Source organism: Halomicrobium urmianum, from assembly GCF_020217425.1.
GTDB lineage: Archaea > Halobacteriota > Halobacteria > Halobacteriales > Haloarculaceae > Halomicrobium > Halomicrobium urmianum.
On the sequence record NZ_CP084090.1, the window covers coordinates 2,215,013 to 2,232,345 of the forward strand.

Annotated in this window: 19 protein-coding genes and 1 pseudogene; 6 read left to right on the forward strand and 14 right to left on the reverse strand. The window is 68.2% G+C overall.

The features are described from left to right. Positions 1-31 precede the first annotated feature (31 nt). The 3 genes from npdG to LCY71_RS11090 form a co-directional block, all read right to left on the reverse strand. Entirely contained in the window at positions 32-700 is a 669-nt protein-coding gene (gene npdG / locus LCY71_RS11080) for an NADPH-dependent F420 reductase (RefSeq protein WP_225333208.1), read from the reverse strand. A gap of 111 nt (positions 701-811) precedes the next feature. Further along, the gene (locus LCY71_RS11085) at positions 812-1,675 is read right to left on the reverse strand and encodes a TIGR01548 family HAD-type hydrolase (protein ID WP_225333209.1); all 864 of its coding nucleotides are present in this window, start codon (positions 1,673-1,675) and stop codon (positions 812-814) included. A 79-nt stretch (positions 1,676-1,754) separates the two neighbouring features. Continuing rightward, complete coding sequence (locus tag LCY71_RS11090) at positions 1,755-2,165, reverse strand: UPF0146 family protein (RefSeq protein WP_225333210.1); 411 nt, start codon at positions 2,163-2,165, stop codon at positions 1,755-1,757. A 39-nt stretch (positions 2,166-2,204) separates the two neighbouring features. Between LCY71_RS11090 and LCY71_RS11095 the strand changes: the two genes are divergently transcribed. The 4 genes and pseudogenes from LCY71_RS11095 to LCY71_RS21690 form a co-directional block, all read left to right on the forward strand. Continuing rightward, positions 2,205-2,726 carry an archaemetzincin family Zn-dependent metalloprotease gene (locus LCY71_RS11095; protein ID WP_225333211.1) on the forward strand — a complete coding sequence of 174 codons (522 nt, stop codon included), beginning with the start codon at positions 2,205-2,207 and terminating at the stop codon, positions 2,724-2,726. A 127-nt stretch (positions 2,727-2,853) separates the two neighbouring features. Continuing rightward, positions 2,854-3,060 (forward strand): hypothetical protein, encoded by a 207-nt coding sequence (locus tag LCY71_RS11100; protein WP_225333212.1) that lies wholly within the window; start codon positions 2,854-2,856, stop codon positions 3,058-3,060. Between the two features lie 248 nt (positions 3,061-3,308). Next, entirely contained in the window at positions 3,309-4,358 is a 1,050-nt protein-coding gene (locus tag LCY71_RS11105) for a pentapeptide repeat-containing protein (protein WP_225333213.1), read from the forward strand. A gap of 266 nt (positions 4,359-4,624) precedes the next feature. Then, positions 4,625-4,820: pseudogene (locus tag LCY71_RS21690) on the forward strand (RNA-guided endonuclease TnpB family protein); the annotation flags it as partial. A gap of 52 nt (positions 4,821-4,872) precedes the next feature. Here LCY71_RS21690 and LCY71_RS11110 read toward each other — a convergent pair. Continuing rightward, positions 4,873-6,702, reverse strand: a complete 1,830-nt coding sequence (locus tag LCY71_RS11110) for a ribosome biogenesis/translation initiation ATPase RLI (protein ID WP_225333214.1) — start codon at positions 6,700-6,702, stop codon at positions 4,873-4,875. A 2-nt stretch (positions 6,703-6,704) separates the two neighbouring features. Continuing rightward, positions 6,705-7,004 (reverse strand): EMC6-like membrane protein, encoded by a 300-nt coding sequence (locus LCY71_RS11115; protein WP_225333215.1) that lies wholly within the window; start codon positions 7,002-7,004, stop codon positions 6,705-6,707. Positions 7,005-7,151: 147 nt separating this feature from the next. On the opposite strand from LCY71_RS11115, the gene LCY71_RS11120 reads away from it, so the two are divergent. Further along, entirely contained in the window at positions 7,152-7,418 is a 267-nt protein-coding gene (locus tag LCY71_RS11120) for a winged helix-turn-helix domain-containing protein (protein ID WP_225333216.1), read from the forward strand. A gap of 170 nt (positions 7,419-7,588) precedes the next feature. Then, positions 7,589-8,548: a hypothetical protein gene (locus LCY71_RS11125; RefSeq protein ID WP_225333217.1), complete on the forward strand. Its 960-nt coding sequence runs from the start codon at positions 7,589-7,591 to the stop codon at positions 8,546-8,548. A 65-nt stretch (positions 8,549-8,613) separates the two neighbouring features. Here LCY71_RS11125 and LCY71_RS11130 read toward each other — a convergent pair whose 3' ends face one another. The 9 genes from LCY71_RS11130 to nikR form a co-directional block, all read right to left on the reverse strand. Further along, positions 8,614-9,345 carry a hypothetical protein gene (locus LCY71_RS11130; protein WP_225333218.1) on the reverse strand — a complete coding sequence of 244 codons (732 nt, stop codon included), beginning with the start codon at positions 9,343-9,345 and terminating at the stop codon, positions 8,614-8,616. A gap of 126 nt (positions 9,346-9,471) precedes the next feature. Further along, positions 9,472-11,343, reverse strand: coding sequence for a PINc/VapC family ATPase (locus tag LCY71_RS11135; RefSeq protein ID WP_225333219.1), 1,872 nt, complete (start codon positions 11,341-11,343; stop codon positions 9,472-9,474). Between the two features lie 295 nt (positions 11,344-11,638). Then, entirely contained in the window at positions 11,639-11,941 is a 303-nt protein-coding gene (locus LCY71_RS21870; RefSeq protein WP_505706966.1) for an ATP-binding cassette domain-containing protein, read from the reverse strand. Beyond that, positions 11,896-12,342: an ATP-binding cassette domain-containing protein gene (locus LCY71_RS21875; RefSeq protein WP_505706965.1), complete on the reverse strand. Its 447-nt coding sequence runs from the start codon at positions 12,340-12,342 to the stop codon at positions 11,896-11,898. The genes LCY71_RS21870 and LCY71_RS21875 overlap by 46 nt, the downstream gene beginning before the upstream one ends. Then, on the reverse strand, positions 12,342-13,142 hold the full coding sequence (locus LCY71_RS11145) for an ABC transporter ATP-binding protein (RefSeq protein ID WP_225333220.1): 801 nt from the start codon (positions 13,140-13,142) through the stop codon (positions 12,342-12,344). The genes LCY71_RS21875 and LCY71_RS11145 overlap by 1 nt, the downstream gene beginning before the upstream one ends. Then, positions 13,139-14,287 (reverse strand): ABC transporter permease subunit, encoded by a 1,149-nt coding sequence (locus LCY71_RS11150; RefSeq protein WP_225333221.1) that lies wholly within the window; start codon positions 14,285-14,287, stop codon positions 13,139-13,141. The genes LCY71_RS11145 and LCY71_RS11150 overlap by 4 nt, the downstream gene beginning before the upstream one ends. Then, positions 14,288-15,226, reverse strand: coding sequence for an urea ABC transporter, permease protein UrtB (gene urtB, locus LCY71_RS11155; protein ID WP_225333222.1), 939 nt, complete (start codon positions 15,224-15,226; stop codon positions 14,288-14,290). 2 nt (positions 15,227-15,228) lie between these two features. Beyond that, on the reverse strand, positions 15,229-16,539 hold the full coding sequence (locus tag LCY71_RS11160; RefSeq protein ID WP_225333223.1) for an urea ABC transporter substrate-binding protein: 1,311 nt from the start codon (positions 16,537-16,539) through the stop codon (positions 15,229-15,231). Between the two features lie 316 nt (positions 16,540-16,855). Continuing rightward, positions 16,856-17,266 carry a nickel-responsive transcriptional regulator NikR gene (nikR, locus tag LCY71_RS11165; RefSeq protein WP_225333224.1) on the reverse strand — a complete coding sequence of 137 codons (411 nt, stop codon included), beginning with the start codon at positions 17,264-17,266 and terminating at the stop codon, positions 16,856-16,858. Positions 17,267-17,333: the final 67 nt, after the last annotated feature.

The following is a 17,333-nucleotide window of genomic DNA, read 5'->3' on the forward strand; positions in this document are numbered from 1 at the left end:
CGCTGGTTCCGAGGGCTCGCTGCGCTCGCCCTCAACGGAACTCCAGCCCGAGATCGTGCATCCCGTCGTTGTGCCGCGCGACGTTGATCAAAAGCGGCGTCACCGCCTCGACCTCGGCGGCGTTCTCCAGGGGGCCGCCGTCAAGCGGCCGGAGCCCCTCGATGGACTCGGCCAGTTCCATCACGGTCGCCTTGGCGTCGCCGTCGTCGCCGACGACGACGGTGTCCCACTCGAGGGTGACGTCGAGGTTGGCCAGCCGGCCGGCCGCGAGGTTGTGGAACGCGCCGACGACGGAGACGTCCTCCGGCGCGGCGCTGGCCGCCAGTTGCGTCACGCTGCCGGCGCCGGGGCGGTTGTAGTGAAAGCCCGCCTCGTCGCGCTTCATGCCGACGGCGGGGGAGACGAGCACGTCGGTCGGTTCCAGTTCGTCGGCCACGGCCTCGACGGTGTCCGTCAGGTGGTAGGCCGGGACGGCGGCGACGACGACGTCCGCCCGCGCGGCCGCCTCCTCGTTGGCCAGGCCGTCGATGTAGGCCTCGACGCCGCGACTGTCCAGTTCCGTCTCGTACTCCTCGGCCTTGTGCGCGGCGCGGTCGGCGTCGCGCGAGCCGATGATCACGTCGTGGGGCGAGTCGTAGGCCCACCGCAGCGCCAGTCCCTCGCCGATGTCGCCCGTGCCGCCGAGCAACGCGATGTCCATGTCGAGGAATTGGACGAACGGCGAATAAGCGTTGTGCGACCGGCCGAGGTTGCCTCGGTCCCGGACGCGGTCGGACGTGTGCGTCCCGCCCGGCAAATTCGGTCGAGACGGCTACTCCAGCAGGTCCGGCAGGTCGTTGACGCTCTCGACGACGGCCGCCGCTCCCTCGCGGCTGTACTTCCGTCGTCCCTCGTCGCCGGTGAGGCCGCCGGTCAGCACGCCGACGCCGTAGTAGACCCGCTCGTCGGCCGCGTCGGCGTTGACCGCCGTCCGAACGTCGTCGAGCGTGTCGCCGACGAAGGCCACCCGATCGGCGCCGAACCGCTCGGCCAGCGTCACTAACGCGGCCGGGTCGGGCTTGCCCTCGTCCCAGTCGTCCATCGTGAAGCGGTGCTCGTCGGACACGTCCAGCCCCGCCCGCACCAGCGCGATGTCGGCCTCCGCGGCCGGCCGGCCCGTCAGGACGCCCACGTCGTAGCGCTCCCGGAGTTCGGCGACCGTCCCCTCGTCGACGATGACCGGCTCGTCGTGGATGAACCCCGCCGTCTCGAGATCGGGTTCGCCCCCCTCCAGGTCGCGGTAGAGGTCGCTCCCGAGGTACAGCCGCTGGAAGACGTCGCGGAGCCGTTCGGGGTCCCACTCCTCGAAGACGTCCTCGGCGTCCGTCTCGGGGAGCGCGTCCCGGACCACGGCCTCCGCCGCGTCCAGGCCGCCGCCGCGCTCGGCGATGCGGTCGGTGAACTCATCGACGCCGAGGTCGAACCCCGACTGCGAGCCCAGCACGTACAGGGCCGCCGCGTACGTCAGCTCCCAGTCGTTGTTGAACCCGCCAGCGTCCTTGAACGGCTGAATCTCGGCCCGGTCGATCGTCTCGCCGTACACCCGCTCGACGGACTCGACGATCGCGCGCCGGTAGGAGTCGGCCACGTCCACCAGCACGCCGTCGACGTCGAGCACGACAGCGTCCACGTTCATGTCCGCTCCCTGGCGGCCGGGCCACATTTCGCTTCCCATTCGCGGCGTCGGCGGACCGGCCGGTAGCCGCGCCGCTCCGCTACTCCGGCACGCCCGGCCCTTCCTCACGGGCCCAGTAGAGCGTCTCGCCGTCCGGCAGCGACGCCCGTTCGACGGGAATCGCCGGCCCGTCGCCGCCCAGCGTGGTGAACAGGAAGGCGGCGTCCGCCGCGCGGGCGGCTTCCCACGTCGGTCGATGCAGTTCCGGCGGGAGGCTCAGCGCGTAGACGGCGTCGACGCTGGCGTAGACGGACGGGTCCGGATCGGTCACGTCGTCGCGGACGAAGCGGACGCCGTCCGGCGTCGACCGCTCGACGACGTCGGTGGCGGTCACGCCGGTGCCGCGATCTGCCAGCGCCGCGGCGACGGCCGGCCGCCGGCCGATCCCGACCTCGACGAGCCGGTCGAAGGCGGACAACCGCTCGACGAGGGCGTCGCGGGCGTCGGTCATGGCGGGATGTTTATGGTATCCCCACCCATATCGCTTGGCATGCACGTCGACGTCGTGCCGGTGGGTGACATCTCGGCCCGGGTCAAGCGGGAGGCCTCGGACGGCCTGCGCTCGGTGTACGACTGCGAGGTCACCATGCACGATCCGGAGTCGGTGCCGACCGGCGCGTACGACGCCAACCGCGACCAGTACCGCGCGGAGGAGTTCATCGACCTGGCCCAGCGGGTGGGGGACGGCACCAAGAACATCGCGATCACGTCGCACGACCTCTACTACCGGCGGCGCAACTACGTCTTCGGGCTGGCGTACCTCTCCGGTAGCGGGAGCGTCATCTCGACCAACCGCCTCCAGACGTCCTCCGACGGCGGCTTCTCGAACCGATCGGCCGGCGACATCTTCGCCGACCGCGTCCGCAAAGAAGTCGTCCACGAGATCGGTCACACGCTCGGCCTCGAGCACTGCGACAACAAGCGCTGCGTCATGAACTTCTCGCCGACCGTCCGCGAGGTCGACGTCAAGGAGCAGTCGCTGTGCGGCTCCTGCCAGCGCCAGCTCGACTGATACGGACCGTCGTGGCGACGTTGCACTCCGACAGTCCGTCCGACGACCCCGCAGCCCCGCGGTTCTCGCGCTCCCAAATCAGTTAGGCAATATCGCTATTTACTGTGTGCTGTTATGACACGTTGTCATGAGCGAGAGTCAATCCAACTCCAGCACCGAGGACCTGAGCGACCTCTTCGTCTCCGTCACGGGCGACGACTCCGTCACGGAGCGCCAGGAAGAGGACCAGACCAACCGTGAGGTCGCCGAAGAGGAGGTGATCGACGTCGACGACGGCCTCGACGACGCCGTCGAGGGTGCCGAGATCGGGACCGTCGGCGACCCGTCGGCCTGACGGCGACGGATGTGAACCGACGGCGAATCGACCGCACGCCGTCGTGCGGCCGCGTCGGCCCGCCCGTCACCTGACGGGACGCGTCGCGGACACCCGTCGCTTCTGCCCGCGCATCGACACCGGGACGTCGGCCACCCCTGACTGGTCACGACGTCCTGATCAGGCGACTGACCGCGAAGCCCCAGTTACGGCGGTCGTACCCGCCGATGCGACCGGGAACACTTGGGGCTGGCGCTCGATGTGTCAGTATGGTATCGGATCCCTCCGACCGGTGTGGGTTCCGTCTGAACGTCGGCGTCGACGGCGCCGGCCCGGACGAGCCCTGCGACCGACCGACGTGGGAGGACCACGACCACTGCATCTGGCACGCCGAGGTCGACGGCAAGACGCGCGATCAACTCGAGGACGCCCGGTCCGATGGTGAAGACGGCCTGAACGGCGCGTACCTCCGGGAGGCGTCGCTCGTCGGCGTCGACTGGTTCGCCGACGCGTCGCTGATCGGTGCGGACTTTTCGGGCGCCACGCTCATCGACACAGACTTCTCCGGTTCGGATCTCACGCTGGCGACGCTGACGGACGCGAACGGGATCAACGCGGACTTCTCCGGTGCGAACCTGGAAGGCGCGATCTTCACGAACGCCGACCTCCGGCGCGCGAACCTGCTGGACGCCTACCTCAACGACGCGGTGCTCACCGACGTCCACATCGGCGAGGAGACCGAGTTCGGCGATCTGTCCATCTACGAGCGCGAGACCGCCGAACCCGGGTTCGGGAACAACCACCCGCTGGAGGCCGCGTCGTGGACCTACCGCGAACTCCAGCAGCTCTACCGCGACAACGCGCTCCCGAAACTGGCCCGCCGGAGCTACAACCTCGAGAAGGACGCCCGACGCCGGCTCGCCTGGACGCAACGCGACTACGGGAACGCGATCAAGTGGGAGGTCTCGCGGTGGGTGATGCACTACGGCTCCAGCCCATACCGCGTCCTCGGCGTCTCGCTGTCCGTGATCGTGATCTGCGCGCTCCTCTTCCCGCTCACCGGCGGGATTCAGGAGACGCAGGGCGGACAGGCCATCACCTACACGATCGAAGACCCCGAGGCGACGCCGCTCTGGTGGACGGCCGAGATCCTCTACAAGAGCCTCTACTTCAGCATGATCACGTTCGCCACGCTCGGGTACGGCGACATCCAGCCCGTCGGCCCCTACGCCCGCATGCTCGCCGCCGTCGAGACCATCATCGGCTCCCTGCTGTCGGCGATCCTCGTGTTCGTGCTCACACGAATCGTCACCTGGTGAACGTTCCACGTTGTCGCCACTTTGCCCCAGGTTTCGAGTGGAGAACCACGACGAGCGGTGGCCGAAAGCGGCCGCCTCCCTGCGATTCACCGATCATTGCGTCTCCCGATCGCCAGTGAGGTACGCCACGGTTCGCTCCCCGTTTGCCAGTTCAGAGAACCGTCGCTTCACTCAGGAGATCCCTCTCTCACGGTTCCCTGCGGTCACCGCTCGCATATAGGAGGTTCTCACGCCGCTCACTGCGTTCGCGGCGGTCAAACCTCCCTACAGCGTCAGAGACGTTCCTGCAGCGGCACGCAGACCAGACAGCCAGGCCGATGGCTCGGCCCCGTGCGGTTCGAGTGGAATGACCACCGATGGTCGGAGTCACCACACTCTCCCGTGAGGGTCAGTCCCAAAGAACAGCGCACAGACATCAGTACCGTCCACAGTGACGGGAATGTTGCCTCCGAGGATTCGTAGACTAACTAAGACTCCCACGGAGGAAACCCCGTCGTGAACGACGGGGAGGATGTCATGGCGCGTAGTAGTACTCCCCGTCCCGCTTCTGTTGCTTGTCCAGCTGCGAGCCGGGCTTGTTGATCCGGGGCCGGCCGGTTCGCTCGTCGCGGCGGAAGGTGACGTCGAGGTTCGCGAGGAACTCGTTCATGCCCTCGCGCATGCCGACGGGCGGGCTGGCCTGCCCGCGCTTCGCGGGTTCGCCGTCGAAGACCAGCAGGCGATCGGACAGCAGGTCGATCATGTAGATGTCGTGGTCGATGACCATCGCCGTGGCGTCGTTGTTCTCGGCGTAGCGGCGGATGGCGTCGGTGGCGAGCACGCGCTGCTCGACGTCAAGGTGCGCGGAGGGCTCGTCCAGCAGGTAGAGGTCGGCGTCCTTCGAGAGGCAGGCCGCGATGGCGACCCGCTGGCGCTCCCCGCCGGAGAGGTCGGTGAGATCCTGCTCCATCACCCGCTCCAGCTGGAGGGGCTTGGCGATCTCCGTGTTCCAGTAGGAGCTCCCGAAGTCGTCGGTGATCGACGAGAGGAACGCGTCGACCCGCATCGGCTGGTCGATCTCGATGTACTGGGGCTTGTAGGCGATGTCGAGGTCGGCGTCGACCTCGCCCTCGTCGGGTTCGAGGCGGCCGGCCAGCAGCTTCGCGAACGTGGACTTGCCGATCCCGTTCGGGCCGACCACGCCCAGCACTTCGCTCTCGCGGATGTTGCCGCCCTCCACCTCCAGCGAGAACTCGCCCTCGCCGTAGGACTTCGACAGGTCCGGGTACTCGATGACCACGTCGCCGGCAGACACCTGCCGTGGGGCGTGCTCCTCGAACTCGATCTCCTGCTGGCGAAAGCGCATGTTCTCGTTCTCGAGGTAGCCCGAGAGGTACTCGTTGATCCCGTTCTTCGTGGACTTCGGGCTCGTGATGATACCGTACGCGCCCGGCTCACCGTAGGCGACGTGTAGCGCGTCGGCCAGCAGGTCGAGGATGGCGAGGTCGTGCTCGACGACGAGCATCGAGCGGTCCTCCTCCTCGGCCAGCTCCTGAATCAGCCGCGCGGCGGTCATCCGCTGGCCGATGTCCAGGTAGGGCGTGATCTCGTCGAGGAAGTAGAAGTCGGCGTCCCGCGCCAGCGTGGCGACCAGCGCGACCCGCTGGAGTTCGCCCCCGGAGAGGTTGTCGACGTCGTTGTCGACGACGGGGGCGATGCCGACCCGCTCGATCAGGTCGTCGAGCGCCCCGCGCTCGTCCGTGGACTCCAGCAGCTGGCGGGTGGTCCCGTCGAACTGGTCGGGGATCTGGTCGACGTACTGGGGCTTGCGAGCGACGGTGACGTCGCCGTCCCGGAGCTCCTCGAGGTAGCCCTGCAGTTCGGTGCCGCGGTACTCCTCGAGCACGGCCTCCCAGGACGGCTCGTCGTCGAACCGACCGAGGTTGGGGGTCAGCTCGTCGGCCAGGATGTGGACGGCCGTCGTCTTCCCGATGCCGTTCGGCCCGAGGATGCCCGTCACGCGGCCCTCCTGGGGCGCGGGGAGGCCGTACAGCGCGAAGGTGTTCTCCCCGTAGCGGTGGACGGGCTCGTCCTGCAGTTCCTGGGGCAGGTTGATGATCTCAATGGCGTCGAACGGGCACTTCTCGACGCAGATTCCGCAGGACTCGCCCAGACAGATCTCCTCGGAGATGCTTATCTGCTCGGGCGTGCCGTCGAACTCCTCGCCCTCCTCGAAGCGCTCGTCGCGCGTGACGATGCACTCCTTGCCCGTCCGGTTGGGCGGGCAGAAGTTCGCGCACTCGTAGTTACACCGGTCGGGCTGGCACCGATCGAGGTCGACGACGGCGATGCTATCCTCTGCCATCGTTAGATCTGGGTGGTCGTCAGCAGGATTCCCCAGGAGACGAACCAGAGCGCGAACGTCATGAACGCGACGTAGAGGTAGTCCTTCGTGGAGAAGTCCTCGACGTCGACGCCGATCAGCCGCAGGATCGGGAACTGCGCGATGATCGCTGCCGCCAGAACCACGAGCCCGAGGTTGTCACCCGGGCCGGCGGCGACCATGCTGGCGGCGACACCGGCGGACAGCCCGCCGATGGCCGCCACCGTCGTCACCGTGAGCCCGCGCAAGTGGGGGCTCATTCCCTCGACCGTGTCCGTAGCCATGGTCCAAGGTCGGCCACCCGGGACCAAAAGCCGCCCGGTTCTGTCGCCGCGCGAGCGCGCCCGCCGCCGCTCCATCCCCGGACGCGACGGCCGCCTCGCCGCCTCACTCCTCAATCTTTATTGCGAACGCGCAACTCGTACCACGTGATGACCGAATCCGACGGGGAGGCCCTCGCAGACCTTCCGCCGAGCGCGAAGCTCGTGTACAAGGTTCTGGAGTACGACGGCCCACTCACCCAGAAGGGGATCGTCGAGGAGTCGATGCTCTCTGCGCGGACTGTCCGCTACGCGCTCGAACGGCTGGACGAGGTAGGCGTCATCGAGGAGGACGTCTACTTCGCCGACGCCCGACAGAACCTCTACGAGATCAGCGAGCCCCCTGCCGAGCAGGCCGACGCCGCCGTCTCCGACTAACAGGACTGTCGTAGCCGCGCTCCCCCGCTCTTTCTGCCCTCCCGCTCCGGGCGTCTCCTCCGTCCGATCCCGGACCGACTCCGATCACTCGACCCACTGCTCGTCGCCGCCACTTGCCCGATACCTGCCACCCCCGGCCACGGTAAGGGCGTCCGGCGCGTAGCGGGCACATGGTCACGCTCGACGACCGGGACACCGCGACGCTCTGGCGGCTCCGCCGGGGCGACGCCGACGTGGGAACGCTGGCCGAGACGGTCCGGTGCGACCCCTCGCCCCTCCAGGACCGGCTGGCCGAACTCGCGGACAACGGGCTGGTCGCCGCCGTCGACGGCGGGTATCGCATCACCAGCGACGGCGAGCGCGTCCTCGCGGCCAGCGGGACGGGAGCCGACGACGACCGGATCGACACGTCGCCGGACGTCGAGCAACGGATCGAGTCGTTCGCCCTCCGGGCCGACAGGGAGGCTGCTGTCCGGTCGGCCTTCGCCGTCCTCCACTACTGGGGCGACGCTACCCGGGGGGAGATCATCGACGCCGTCTACAGCGAGGACCCCGCCGGCTACGAGACGCGCGACGAATGGTGGGGCGAGGGCGTCCGCGCGAACGAAGCGAGTGCGGGCTCAGAAGACGACCAGCGGGAGTCTTCTGGCGTTCGAGAGTACCTGGCCGACCTCCCCACCGTCGATCCGCCGGACTCGCCCGACGCGCCCGGTGCCACGTGGCGCTACGAGGGGACGCCGACCGTCGCGGAACTGACCGACGATGGCCGCGTCCTCCTCGAACGAGCGGTGACGCCCTTCAGCGCCCGGTTCGCCGTCGAGCGGCTGGACCTGTCCGACGACGAGCGAGCGGCGGTCCGGGCCGCCGTCGACTGGCTCGTCCGCGAGGGCGAGAGCGACGCCGAGGGGATCGCGGACGCGGTGTTCGGCAACTATCCCGCAGGTCACGACTCGCCGGAGAAGTGGTGGGCCAGTTGCGTCGAGCCCGCGTTCGAGGCGATACCGGGCGTCCAACGTGCGGACAGCGAAGAGGAGCGGTGGCGCTATCGGCAGCGGTCGATCGGCCGGACGTCGACCGATCCCGGCGCGGGCCTGCCCGACGAGTCGCTGGCGTCGGACGAGGACCCGTGACGGGATCTGTGTCCGCGTTTACAGGCTGTCGAGGTGAATGCCCCGAGGCTTGACCCCGAGGCGGTTCACGACGACTTCGCCACGACTTCTCCGTCGTGCTCGACGACGACGGTCTCCGGTTCCGAAGACACCGATCCGGACATCTCGTATTCGAGCTGGTTCTCGAGGGTACACACGGTCCCCTCTGGTGGGGCGGCCGTGGCCACCGACAGCGTCAGCCGTCCATTGTGATACGTGACGTCGTCCAGCAACGCGTCGTAACACGTCCCAATCTGAATTGTCCCGTCGACGGAGACGTCGGTTCCGTCGACGCGAACGGTGGCGTCGTTCTCTGTACCGACACTCGAATCGGTGATACGGAAGCCGAAGCCCGATACCTGGAGTTCGTGGACTACCTCGACCTCTGCGGGCTCGCTCGTCGTGGCTACCGTCACCTCGTAGTCGACTGCGGAGGCCGTCGTCCCCCTCCGACTGCGAGTCCGCCGACTGACGCCCGACTCGTCTTCGTTGAATCCGGCCACCACGGTCAGTACGCCGTCGTCGAGCGACGCCGCGAAGTCGGTCAGCTCGACCGGATCGTTCGTCGGTCCGGTGACGGTCCCGGTCACGGTAATCGTCCGTCCGTCGTCCGACCTGGAGACGTCGTAGCCGTCGTACTGTGCCACACTGGGTCCCCACGTGGCAAACTCGACGGAGGCCTCGGACTTTGTGGCGGTCCGGCGCGCCGACGCAGCACTGGTCGCACCGAGGAGGGCTGTACTGGCGAGGGTCCGCTTCAGGAAGTTACGGCGTTGCATCAGATTAATCAATATACGAGTTGTAACAAATATATTTACATTACGCCCGCGCATCACGAATTGCGAATCGGAAGCGGTGGATCTGCTACCCGACGGCGAGACGAGCCGTCCCGCGTCGCGCGGCCGTCACGACGGGACGACGCTGATCGTCTTCCCGCGGTCGATGGCCTGTTCGAGTTCCTCGGCGATGGCGCTCCCGCGTGAGACCTGGATCTCGCCGCCGCGGGAGACGGTGGCGGTGAACAGGTAGTCGCCGTCGGCCTGCACCTCGACGGTGTCGCCCTCGTGGCCGTCCATCGGGACGACGACGTGGCGGGAGGTGACCTCCGGCGTGACGGTCTGGCTGGCCTGACCGCCGCTGGGACCGCCGCCGCTGGGACCGCCGCCGCCGGCACCGCCGCCACCGGTCGAGGGTTTCTCCGAGAGCGTGCGGACGTCGATGTCGATGCCGAGGCGGTTCTCGACGTCAGAGATGCGGCCGCCGCCCTTGCCGATCACGCGGGAGATGTCGTCGTCCTCGACCCACACGACGGCGGTGTCGGAGCCCTTCAGCTCGACCTCGACGTGGCCGTGGGCGATCGACCGGATCTCCCGCTCGATCTCCTGCTTGGCGATGCGGTCGACGCCGGTGTCGCGGCCGTTGCCCTCGCCCTCGTCCAGCGGGACGGTGACGACTTGGCGGTTGAACGTGTAGATCTCGTAGGCGGGCTTGCCGGTCTCGAAGTCGCTGACGAGGATGACCGGCCGGGCCAGGTCCTCCTCCATGAGCCCCTGCGGGACCTTGACCTCCGTCGTCACGTCGTAGACGGTGTCGACCTCGCCGGCCTCGATGTAGACGACGGTGTCGACGACCTGCGGGATGAGGCCGAGTTCGACCCGGCCGATCAGCCGCTGGAGCGCGTCGATGCCGCGGGTGGCGTGGACGACGCCGACCATGCCGACGCCGGCCAGGCGCATGTCGGCGAACACCTCGAAGTCGTCGGTCTTGCGGACCTCGTCGTAGATGGTGTAGTCCGGCCGGACCATCAGCAGCGAGTCGGCGGTCTTTGCCATCGAGCCGCCCAGTTCCGTGTACTGGGTGATCTCGTCGCCGACCTGCAGGTCGCGGGGCTTCTCCATGGTCTTGACGGCGAAGCCCTCGTCGGCGAGGAACTCGCCGACCGCCTGCGCGAAGGTGGACTTGCCGGCCCCGGGCGACCCCGAGATCAGGACGCCGCGCTGGCGCTCCAGCAGGCGCTCCTGCAGTTCGTCGGCGTGCTCGTAGTCCTCCATCGTGGTCTTGACGATGGGGCGGACCGCGGTGATCTCCAGCGCGTCGGCGAAGGGCGGGCGGGCGATGGCGATCCGCATGTCGCGGAACTGGACGATGGTCATGCCCGGTTCGTCTAGTTCGACGAAGCCGTCGGGGCTGGCGCGGGCGCCCTCCTCGATGTTTGCGGCGTACTCGCGGATCTCCGCCTCGTCAGCGGGATCGTCGCGGATGGGCTGGTACTCCATGTCGCCGATCGAACCCCGCTTGGCGTGGGGTCGCATGCCGGCCCTGAGGTGGACGCTCATCGTCCCCTCGTCGAAGAAGTTCTCGATGGTCAGCCGCTCGAAGTCCCGCACTCGCGGCTCGATGTACTCGACGTCGAGGCCCTTCGACTGGGCCACCTCCGCCTGGACGTCGTCGCTGGTGACCAGCGCCGCGCCGCGGTCGGCGGCGACGTCCCGGATCAGCGCGTCGATCTCGCCCTCGCCGGCCTCGCGCTTCTCGACTGCGTCCGGGCGGCGGCCGACGTACTCGACCTCGATCTCGTCCTCGTCGGACAGGTCGACCAGGCGCTGGAGCTCCTCCAGCCCCTCCCAGCCGGTCTCCCGGCCGTCGTTGGCCTGGGACTCCAGTTCGCCCACGACGGCTTCGGGAACGACCACGGTGGCGCCCGCGAACTCGCCGGACTCCACGCGCTCGGACACGCGACCGTCGATGATCACGCTCGTGTCCGGTACGATTTCCATACCCGAACTTGGCCGTCGCCCCTCAAAAGGGTGTGGAGTGCCGGCGGAGCCGTCGGCTCCTCTGTCCCGGAATCGGCGCGAATCGCGGGGGAAGAGTGGTGGGAGTGAACAGCGATGGAAGTGAAGGTGGGGGGTGAAACTGGTGGGGGATCGCTGTCGTCCGATCACCGGGACCGGACGCAGATATGCTTTGACGAGTGATACACAAAAAATTACGTGCAGTTTTGACTGTCGTTACGGGGCCCGGCGTCGGTGGTGGTCTCCCGAGACCGAACCGAGTTGCTGGCGGCCGCCCTCAGACCGCCAGATACCGCTTGAGGGCGTCGTCGCCGGTCAGTTCGTCGGGGCCGAGTTCGTCGACGACGGTGCCTCGCTCCACGGCGTAACACCGGTCGGCCATCTGGCGGATCACGCCGAGGTTTTGCTCGACGAAGAGGACGGTCGTTCCGAGTTCGTCGTTGATCGCGCGGACGTCCTCGCCGATCCGATCGACGATCGACGGCTGGACGCCCTCGCTGGGTTCGTCGAGCAGCAGGAGGTCGGGGTCGCCCACTAGCGCGCGGGCGATGGCGAGCATCTGCTGCTGGCCGCCGGACAGGGTCCCGCCGTCCTGCGTGGCCCGCTCCTCGAGGACGGGGAAGAGGTCGTAGACCTCGTCGTAGAGGGTCTCGGGGAGCCCGCGTTGACGTGTTCGCCCATCCTGAGGTTCTGCTCGACGGTGAGGTCCGGGAAGACGCCGCGTCCCTGTGGAATGTAGCCGATGCCCGCACGGGCGCGGGCGTCGGCGGGCGCGTCGGTGACGTCCTCGCCCCGGTACTCGACGCTCCCGCTCTCGGGTTCGAGCAGTCCGATCACGGTCTTCAGCAGCGTCGTCTTCCCGACGCCGTTCTTGCCGACGACGCCGACGATCTCGCCCGCCTCCGCAGCGAGGTCGACGTCGCGGAGGACGGGCGTCGCGCCGTAGCCGGCGGTCACGTCGCTCAGTTCGAGCAGCGCCATCACTCCTCACCTCCGAGGTAGATGCGACGGACCTCCGGATCCGACTCGATCTCCTCGATCGACCCCTCCCGGAAGACGTCTCCCCGGTGGAGGACCGTCACCGTGTCGGCGATCTCGGCGACGAAGTCGGTGTCGTGCTCGATGACAACGAAGGCGATGCCCGCCGCCTCGTTGAGCTGGGTGACCCGCTCGGCGATCCCCTCGCGCTCCTCGACGGAGAGGCCGGCGACGGGCTCGTCCAGCAGGAGGAGGTCCGGCTCCAGCGACGCCGCCATTCCGATCTCCAGTTGCTGTTGCTGGCCGTGCGAGAGGGCGCTGGCGGGGACCTTCTCGTAGCCGTCCAGGCCGGCGGCGGCGACGGCCTCGTCGACGCGCCGCCGCCGCTCCTCGCCGGCGGCGAACTGCTGGACGGGCAGGCGGGCGTTCTCCCGCACCGTGAGGTCGCCGTACACCGACGGCACCTGGAACTTCATGCTGATCCCGCGCTGGACTCGCTCGTGGGGCTCCAGGTCGGTGACGTCGTGGCCGTCGTAGTAGATCCGCCCGGCCGTCGGCTCGTAGGCACCGGTGATCAGCTTCAGCAGCGTCGACTTGCCGGCGCCGTTCGGGCCAATCAGACACCGGAGCTCGCCCTCGTCGACGGCGAAGCCGGGCTCGTCGGTGGCCGTGAAGCCGCCGAACCGCTTGACCAGCCCGTCGGTCTGCAACAGCGTGTCGGTCTGCTCGCCGGTCGCCTTCGCGGCGGGCGTCCGGCGGACGTTCGGTCCGAGGTTCCGTGCGCTCTCGTCGGTCTCGCTCATTGATCGCTCACCTCGGTGTGTGCGTCGGGGGTCCCCGGACCCTCGACGTCTGCCGGATCGGGGCGGTTCCGGACGATCGTCCCGTGGAGCCACGGGACGAGGCCGCCCGGCAGCGCCAGGATCGTCACGAGCAGCAGGGTACCGAGGACGACGAGGCCCCACTCGCCCGACGTGGAGACGCGGATCCACTCGACGGCGACCGTCGCGACGACGGCGCCGAGCAGGCTCTTGCGCCCGCCGACGCTCACCCAGATGACCGGCAGCGTCGCGAACGTCAGCGAGAACACCGTCGGGTCGATGAACACGTTCCGCGCGGCGTACAGCACGCCGGAGAGCCCGGCGAGCGCGCCGCCGATCACGAACGCGGTCAGCTTGACGCGCCTGACGTCGTAGCCGAACATCTCGGTCCGGTCCTCGTCCTCGCGGACCGCGACCATCACGCGGCCGAAGTCGGAGTTGACCAGCGCACGTAGTCCGAGGTAGGCGATCACCAGGAGCGCGAGCGCGAGGTAGTAGAACGGGTCGAACTCGGCCGTTCCGAGCAGCGGCAGCCAGAGGACGAACTCGTTGTAGACGAACTGGAACGACGCCCCCTCGACCCCGAGCGCCAGCAGCGGGATCTGCGGCATGCCGTTGAACCCGCCCAGCGGGGCCTCTCCGATAGTCCACGCCGAGCCCGCGGTCTGGGCCATGAACGTGTGCAGCACCATCGTCGTGACCAGCGTGATGATGGTCACGTACACGTCGCGGACGCCGCCGTAGAACATGAAGTAGCCGAGCAGGGCCGCGCTCAGTCCGCCGCCCACCACGCCGGCCAGGACCGCGGCGGTGATCCCGCCCGGCGTGGCGACGTTGATCGAGACGACGCCGAACGCGTACCCGCCGACCCCGAAGAACACGACCTGGCCGAAGCTCAGCACGCCGGAGTAGCCCCACACGAGCGACAGCGAGAGCCCCAGCAGCGCCAGTACCAGGAACAGCGAGAACTGCCCGCTGCGCCCGTACCAGGGGAAGAGGAACAGCGCGAGGACCGCAACGGCGAAGGCCGCCCAGAAGCCCCGCGAGCTCCCGATGGTGTGGGGCCCCTCGAGACGGGCGCGGAGGCGGGCGAGCGCGCCGCCGGCCGCGGCCGGATCGGCGGCCATCTACGCTCCCTCCCGCCTGCGGGTGCGGACCCGCTCGACGAAGCCGGTGACTCCCTCCGGCAGGAACCGGAGCGCGATCACGGCCGCGATCAGCAGCGCGATGCGGCCGACGAACGTGCCGTAGAGGTTCGAGAACGCGGCGTCGATGGCGCCCAGGACGACGCCGGACAGGGCCGTCCCGAGGACGACGCTCGGGCCGCCGACGACGACCGCGACGAACGCCTCCACGAGGAACTGGTCGCCCAGCGTCGGCTGCATCGAGACGATCGGTGCGAACAGGGCGCCGGTCAGACCGGCCAGCCCCGAGCCGACGGCGAAGGTCGTCACGTACGTCCGCTCGGTGTCGACGCCCAGCGCCTTCGCGGTCTCCTCGTCCTGGATCGTCGCGCGGGCGCGCATCCCGTAGTCGGTCCGGGTGAACACGTAGTACGTCACCAGCAGGACGGCGACGCTGACCCCGGAGAGGACGACGCGGTACGTCGAGTACGAGAACGCCCCGTAGGCGATCTCGCCGAGGGGCGTCGCGATCTGGTCGATCGAGTTCCCGAAGACGATCCGGGCGCCCTGGACCATGACGAGGCTCAGCCCGAACGTCGCGACCATGGAGTCGGCCAGGCGGTCGTACAGCGGTTCCATCACGTCGCGGCCGGCGACCCGCTGGCCGACGGCGTTCGGGACGGCTCCCGAGACGATGGTCCGTTCGACGACCAGGCCGAAGAGGGCCGTCACGAGCGTCCCCACCGCCATCGCGACCACCAGCGGGAGTCCCAGCTGGGTCGCGGCCAGCGTCGTGGCGTACGCCCCCACGAGGATGAACTCCCCGTGGGCCAGGTTGATCACGCCCATGATCCCGAAGACGATGGCCAACCCCGCCGCCGCCAGCACGATGAAGGCGAAGCTATCGAGGAACTGCAACGCGAGACTGAGCCCGTTGACCATCCCTACTCGGCCTCCTCGAAGTAGTCTCTGGGCGTGTACTGCGTCTGTTCGGCCTCCTCGCGCAGGTCACAGCCGACCGTCTCCGAGAGGAACTGCTCGGGGACCGTCCGGTCCTCGACGGCCTCGATGGTGTGCTCCTCGTCGGCCCGGAGGACCCACATGTGGTGGTCGACGTGGTGGGTCGCGCCGTCGAGTTCGACGGTCTCTCCCTCGGGCGCCTCGGGGGCCCGTTCGGTGCCGAGGCTGATGCCCGATTCGAGGGCCTCGATGACCTCCGGCTGTTCGAGCGTCCCGGCCTGCTCGACGGCCTCCTTGTACATGTACGTCGAGAAGTAGTTCGTCTCGGCCTCCTCGTTGAGGTAGGGGGCGTCGGGGTACTTCTCGAAGTAGCGGTCGACGAAGCCGCCGTCGCTGGTGTTGCTCTCCGTGGGCACCTCTTCCATGTAGTTGACGCCCGCGTAGATGTTGGCCATCGCGGGCGGTTCGAGCCGGCGGTGCTCGTAGCCCTGGGCCATCGCCGTCGAGGTGCCGATCGGGATCTCCAGGCCCGCCGAGGCCTTCTGCTCGTAGAAGGACGTGTGGTTCGCGCCCACGAGCATGGACATGACGAAGTCGGGGTCCGCCTCCTGGATGCGGTTGATCGTCGAGCCGAACGAGGACTCGCTGAGCGGGACGAACTCCTCTCCGACCACCTCGGCGTCGTGCTCGTCGGCCAGGACCTTCACCCAGTCGGCCGACAGCTGACCGAAGTTGTAGTCGGCCGCGACGGTGTAGATCTCCGGGCCGTACTCCTCGCGCAGGTACGGCAGGACCGTCCCGAGCTGCTGGCGCGCCGTCGGGCCCGGTGCGAACGTGGTCTCGTCGCAGACGCCGCCCTCGTACTGGGTCGTGTAGAAGTACAGCTGCTCGTTGCGGTTGATGATCGGCCGGATGGCCTCCCGGGTCGCCGAGGAGTAGCCCGCCCAGAGGACGTCGACGTCGTTCTCGTCGATCATCTCCCGCGTCAGTTCCTGGTAGCGCTGGTTGTCCGACTGCGGGTCGCGGGAGTAGACCTCGATCTCCTTGCCGTCGATCCCGCCGCTGGCGTTGATCTCCTCGATGGCGAGCATCGAGGCCTTGTGCTTGGGGTCGCCGACCAGCGCGAAGTTCCCCGACTGGTCCTCGAGGACGCCGATCTCGACGACGTCGGCGCTGCTGGCCGTGTCCGTCGACGCGCCGCTGCCGCCGCCGCTCGAACAGCCCGCGAACCCGGACACCAGAGCGGCGCCTCCGGCCGTGACGAACCCTCGGCGACTGACGGTCGAACGGCTCACGCGGCTCCCCCCGTCGGACCGCGTTCGTCTACCTTAAGGACGGATTCTGTGCTCGTACCGGATGTACTTCCGACTGAACTCGGACGTTCGTCCATCATTTCGCTCACGGACTGGAATTTTGCAGTGCATAAATAAGGTTTCCCACTTCATTCTTATATTCGCCTTGGTATGGGTGATTGTGTATAAGGATATTCTAAGATGCTGCGATAAATCGAGAAGTTCGAATAGAGAACTGGAGAATTAGTTGAAACAAGTGATTTTCGGCGGGGGTCGGCCGGGGCCGCGGCAGGCGTTGCCGTGAATGACGGTCGATCCCTCAGTCGCCGACCACGACCACTTTGACCTGCTGGACGCCGGAGACGGCACGCAGTCGGTTGGCGAGTTCGGTGATCTCCGTCCCGGGTCCCTCGACGATCAGCGTCTCCATGCAGGTGTCGTGCGAGAGATGGATGTGCTGGACGGACGTGACGATGTCGGCCATCTCGTGTTGCACGCTCTGGAGTTCGTCGGCGATGCCCGAGACGTGGTGGTCGTGGACGACGACGATGGTCCCGTGGTGAACGGCGTCGCCACCGGACTCCCACTCGTAGGCGGCGAAGAAGTCCCGGAGCGCGTCCCGGAACGCCTCCGACCGGCTGGCGTACTCCCAGTCGTCGACGATGTCGTCGAGCCGGTCGACCATCGCCGGCGGTAAGGTCAGGCTGATGCGGTCGAGGTCGTCGCTCATGGCCGCCGTACGGAAGCGGACGGTAAAAGGAGTGGCTACCGACGCTCGGGGGACGCGCCCGGCGCTG